Raw genomic sequence first — 5,708 nt, 5'->3', positions numbered from 1 at the left:
TTCAGCTCCGGAGCAGTTACTTTTAATTTTTCCAATTACAACCTGAATACCGGCCATAATTATTTCTGGCTGACTTATGACGTAGATAGCAGTGCACAAGTTGGAAGGACCCTGGATGCAAAAGTACTGGCCAATAGTTTTTCCATTAATGGCAGTACGTATCCGGCTGTTGACCAGTCCCCTGCAGGCAGCAGGACCATTTATACCAGTATTTTTAATGATGATTTTGAAAAGCTCAGAGGCTGGGAGCTAAGCGGTGAGTTTCAGATTGATTCATGCCGCGGATTGGGAGGGGCAACGATGGGTTATCCTGATCCTGCCCGGGCTTTTAGCGGTGGAAAAGTTTTAGGCACCGACCTTAACGGATTAGGCTCATATAAAGGCGATTATGAACCCGGCATAACTTCTGCAAACGCCTACATCGCCAAATCTCCCCTGATCAATTGCAAGTATTTCAAAAATATCAATCTCCGTTTTATGGAGTGGCTGAATTTCGATAATGCCGACGATACCCGTATTGAAATCAGTACGGACAATGGCGTTTCCTGGACTCCATTCTGGATAAAAGACGGTTTTAAACGCGATCATCTCTGGCATCCTGCTGATTTCAACCTTTCATCCTTTGCGGACCGCCAACAAAATATAAGCATCAGGTATAATCTTGATTATTCGGATAACGACTGGCAGTTCTCGGGCTGGAATATTGATGATTTCCTGCTTTCGGGCTATCATATAACCAGGGATGTGGGCATTTCGAGAATTGTTTATCCTGCTAATGGCTGTGGACATGGCAATGGAGAAGTCATCCGGGTGGTCGTCAAGAATTATGGGGATGGGCCTTCGCCGGCTTCAATACCTGTTGGTTTTTCGCTCGACGGTGGCAAAACTTTTATTTCCGAAACAATTAATCAGGTGATTGCAAAGGATGACAGTGTGAGTTATACTTTTTCTTCAAAAGTGGATTTACATACCCCCGATGTTTATGATATGGTTGCCAGTACATTGCTCAAGACTGATGAATATCTTCAGAATGACAGTGTTTCTTATCCTTTGTATGTGTTGCCTACCTATACTTTGCCCTATGCCGATAACATGGAACAGTCGAAAAATTTCTGGCGTCCTTATGGTAGAAATTATACCTGGCAGCATGGTATCCCTGATGGACCGTTTTCAATCAGAGGTGCTGCCTCAGGCCAGTATGCCTGGGTGACCAATCTGACCGGCTTTTATCAGGACAGGGATTCGTCCTTCCTGGAAAGCCCCTGTTTCGATCTGACAAAAAATGAAAAGCCTGTTTTCGAATGCAAGATAAGGGGAGATTTTTCCTTGCCTGATCAGTATAAACACACTGATGGTGCATGTTTGCAATATTCTGTTGATGGTGGGGTTACGTGGAACCTGGTTCCTAAGCATGACGACACCTACAAGTGGCCCTGGTACAATGCCAGTCATATTGCTGCATTGAACTCTGCCGGTTGGGATACTACCAGTTCGGGCTGGACGACCATGCGGCAGATTCTCCCTGATGAATTGGCCGGCAAGCCCAATGTGAAGTTACGTTTCCATTTTGCCAGTGATACCATCAGTAACTCTGAAGGTATTGGCATAGATGATGTAAAAATCTATGAAAGTCCCTATGACATTGGAGTATCCAGTATCGATGGACTGACCAACAATACCTGTCCCTACTTTAATTCGGACAAACTTCGGGTAACCATTAAGAATTTTGGAATTAATGCAATGCATCCCGGCGACACTATCATAGTCGGCGCTAAAATAGATAATCTGGTAAATGTGTCTGGACTGAAAATGGCGGTCGTGGATACGTTTAAGCTGTCGGATTCATTAAAAATAGGGCAAACACTGCAATATACATTTAAAAAGCCGCTGCCGATAAACAACCTGGGTTCCAACGTTACTGAACATATTAAAGCCTATACCCTGATTGAACGCGATCCTTATATGTATCATCCCGGTATGAACAATGATACGGCAACTTTCAATCTTACCCTTGAACCTGCACCGCAGATTCATCTCCTTGATACCATCAAAACCGCAAGGGTGGATACGGTGGTGCTCAGGCCCGGTTATAAGAGTACCTGGAAATACTATTGGAGCAATGGTTCAACCGATTCCATAGCCCATATTACTGCCCCCGGAAAGTATACGGTTAAGGTTACAGACCAGGGGGGCGGTTGTTTCCAGATGGATTCAACAGTCGTGGCCCGGCTTATTCCAGATATTGGCATAGATTCCATTATTTCCCCGGTATCTGCCTGTTCCCTGGGCAATGCTTCACCGGTCTCTTTTAGAATCCGCAATTTGGGTACGGATACCATAGCCAAAAATTACAAGATCTTTGTTTCCTTTCAGGTGAATAATAATCCGGCAGTAACAGAATCCAGGGTGTTTTCATCCGGTCAGAAACTGGCCCCTGACAGTACATTCAGGTTTGATTTTGCTCAAAGGGCTGATTTTTCGGCATTGGTTGATACCCCCTTCCATTTCAAGGTTTATACCCGGTTAAGCAATGACACTATCGCACGTTTTGATAATATCTCAATAAATGACACCCTGAAACGGGATATTCATGTGTGGGGTTATCCTAATATTGATCTCGGACATGATACTACTTTAATTGCCAGGCAATTTGTGATTGATGCCGGTTCGGGTTTCAGTTCCTATCATTGGAATGACGGGACTACTTTACAAACAGATACGGCAAGGTTTTCCGGGAACTATAAAATTACAGTAACCAATACTTATGGTTGTTCTGCCATAGATTCTGTCCGGGTCAGGCTTAAATTCCGGGATGTGGGCGTAAAGGACATCGTAAACCCTGTTTCTGATTGTACACATGAAAACCCTGTTTCAATACAGTTGAAAATCTTTAATTTAGGCAATGATACCATCAAAAAGAATGATAGTATTTTTGTGGGCTATCAGGTTAAATATCCTTCAGGTACTTCAGCCATTATTGGTGATACGGCAATTTTGCAAAATGATTTAAAACCCTCAGACTCTACTTATTTTTCTTTTAAGAAATCTGAAGATTTCTCGCAAAGCGGCGGTTATCAAATTAAGGCATATACCCTGTTGAAAACCGATTTAAACATAAAGAATGACAGCATTGCCGAAGTAGTCAATACTTGGGGCATTCCAAAGATTGACCTGGGACCGGACAAGGATACCACCGGCGTGGTTTGTGTCCTTAAGCCTGGCGATGGTTTTCAACATTATCTGTGGCAGGATGGAACTACTTCACAGAATTATACCATCTATGCAGATTCTGTTTCCGGTGTAAATCAATATAAAGTTAAGGTTTGGAATTCGGCTGAATGTCAGGCATCTGACAGCGTGTTGGTTATTTTAAAACTTTACGATTTCACCCCGGCCAGACTGGTAAGCCCCGTTTCTGGGTGTGGAAAAAGTACCAATGAGAATGTTAAGGTTAAGATTTTAAATCATAGCAATATAGCAATAGCCAAAGGAACTAAAAACAAAATTTTGGTGTCATATATTTTAAATGATCAGGCACCGGTCCTTGATACTATTGCGATTCTTACAGATCTTCAGCCTTCAAAGGACAGTATAACGGTAGATTTTCCAAAAACAATCAACCTGAATTCAATAGGTGATTATCATTTTAAGATAATTACTTCTCTGATTGGAATTCCGGATTTGCGCCTTCAAAATGATACACTTGAAAAAACTGTTTCTTCATATAAGGCGATTCCTCCAATCGTTTTTACAGGGGAAGTAAATGATACGATTAAGACTTCTTTCCCCCATGTTCTTGATGCAGGGGCTGGTTTTTCAACCTATCTATGGCAGGATAGTTCGGCAAATGAAACTTATCAGGTTACTGCTGAAGGAACTTATTCGGTACAAGTGACTGATGCCTCTTGCTGCAAGGTCAGTAAATCTGTAGTCATTAAATTGAATACAGCAGTAAATACCTTGGATAAAAAGGAAGATATTCTTGTGTATCCGAATCCGGTCAGTAATATTTTATATGTCAATTTCCCTGCAGGGAAATATCAGGATTGGATTGCAGAATTGATAGATATTCATGGCCGTTTGTTGTTCAATAAGAAAATTCAAAATGGCGGTCAGCTTCTGGATATGTCTTCTTTTGCCGTTGGAATTTATTATCTTCGTTTGATAAATAAGGATGGGCTGGTGATCAAAAAGGTTATAAAAGAATAAACATTGATTTTAATTCAAAATAAATAATGAAAAAAATAATTCATACAGATAATGCGCCTAAGGCAATTGGGCCTTATAGTCAGGCTGTGGAGGCTAATGGATTTGTCTTTGTGTCCGGACAAATTCCTGTTGATCCTGCATCAGGGAATATTGTCCCGGGGGGTGTAGCAGAACAGACAAAGCAGGTATTGGAAAATATTGAAGCTATTCTTCAATCTGCAGGTTATTCCATGAGTGATGTGGTAAAGACCACCTGTTTGCTTAGTGATATGAAAAATTTCGGGGCAATGAATGAGGTATATGCTACTTTTTTTAAGGAAGATGCTCCGGCCCGTGCAGCTTTTCAGGTAGTGGAATTACCCAAGGGGGTGATGGTTGAGATTGAGGCTATTGCTGCTAAATAAAAAAGAAAAACCTCATTTATCTTCCGGTAAATGAGGTTTTTTATGATAAATAAGAAAATATTTCTATTCTGATACAATTTCGAAAGGTATCTCCACGATAACTTCCTTGTGCAGTTTAACCTTTGCTTTGTATGAACCAACTTCCTTAATCTGATCAACCTGTATTAATATGTTCTTACGATCGATTTCAAATCCTTGTGCCTGTAAGGCTTCAGAAAGCTGAATGGTATTCACAGAACCGAAAATTTTACCTTTAGAACTTGTTTTAGCACCGATAGTGAGTTTCACATCTTTCATCTTTTCAGCTAAAGCAAGAGCTTCATTTTTGATTTTTGCTTCTTTGTGAGCTCTTTGTTTGATGTTTTCAGCCAACATCTTTTTTGCTGAAGGAATGGCACTAATAGCTAAACCTTTAGGAATAAGGAAATTCCGCGCGTAACCATTTCTTACGGTTACGATATCGTCTTTCTGTCCTAAATTATTAATATCTTCTTTTAATATAACTTCCATGTTTTTCCCTCCATCAGTTATTTTAACAAATCAGTTACATAAGGCAATAATGCCAAATGACGAGCTCTCTTAATTGCAGTAGCAACTTTGCGTTGAAATTTTAAAGAGGTACCGGTTAGCCGACGGGGTAAAATTTTTCCCTGTTCGTTCAGGAATTTTTTAAGAAATTCAGGATCTTTATAATCTACATATTTGATTCTGTTTTTCTTAAAACGGCAATATTTTTTCTTTTTGATTTCAACTGAAGGCGGGGTAAGGTATCTGATTTCAGATTGATTTTGTTGTTGCATCATGCTTTTTCCTCCAATGTTTTTTCTGATTTCTCTGATTTGTCATCAGTTGCTTCAGTGTTAGACTTCTGATTCTTCTTCTTTACGCTGTATTCAATGGCATATTTATCCATTTTTACAGTCAGAAAACGAATGATACGTTCGTCCCTGCGATACTCGGTTTCGAGTTTTGCAATCAATTGGCTGTCAGCTGTAAAGCTAATTAAGTTGTAAAAGCCTGTGCTTTTTTTCTGAATGGGATAGGCCAGCTTTCTTAATCCCCAATTCTCTTCATAGACTATCGCTCCTCCTTCAG

General features: G+C 40.5%; 5 protein-coding genes. 2 read left to right on the top strand and 3 right to left on the bottom strand.

The features are described from left to right. On the top strand, window positions 1-4,209 hold a 4,209-nt coding region (locus tag Q8907_11860), incomplete at its 5' end, for a T9SS type A sorting domain-containing protein (GenBank protein MDP4274964.1). Window positions 4,210-4,235: 26 nt separating this feature from the next. Then, a complete protein-coding gene (locus tag Q8907_11855; GenBank protein MDP4274963.1) occupies window positions 4,236-4,613 on the top strand; it encodes a RidA family protein in 378 nt (125 codons plus the stop codon). A gap of 63 nt (window positions 4,614-4,676) precedes the next feature. On the opposite strand, the gene rplI is transcribed toward Q8907_11855, so the two are convergent. The 3 genes from rplI to rpsF all read right to left on the bottom strand — a co-directional run. After that, window positions 4,677-5,123, bottom strand: coding sequence for a 50S ribosomal protein L9 (rplI, locus tag Q8907_11850; GenBank protein ID MDP4274962.1), 447 nt, complete (start codon window positions 5,121-5,123; stop codon window positions 4,677-4,679). A gap of 17 nt (window positions 5,124-5,140) precedes the next feature. Next, complete coding sequence (gene rpsR, locus Q8907_11845; protein MDP4274961.1) at window positions 5,141-5,413, bottom strand: 30S ribosomal protein S18; 273 nt, start codon at window positions 5,411-5,413, stop codon at window positions 5,141-5,143. Beyond that, window positions 5,413-5,708: 30S ribosomal protein S6 (rpsF, locus tag Q8907_11840; GenBank protein ID MDP4274960.1), on the bottom strand; the 296-nt coding region annotated here is incomplete at its 5' end. The genes rpsR and rpsF, both read right to left, overlap by 1 nt.

The sequence above is a fragment of the Bacteroidota bacterium genome (assembly GCA_030706565.1).
GTDB lineage: Bacteria > Bacteroidota > Bacteroidia > Bacteroidales > JAUZOH01 > JAUZOH01.
This window is presented reverse-complemented; position numbering and strand designations above follow the sequence as displayed.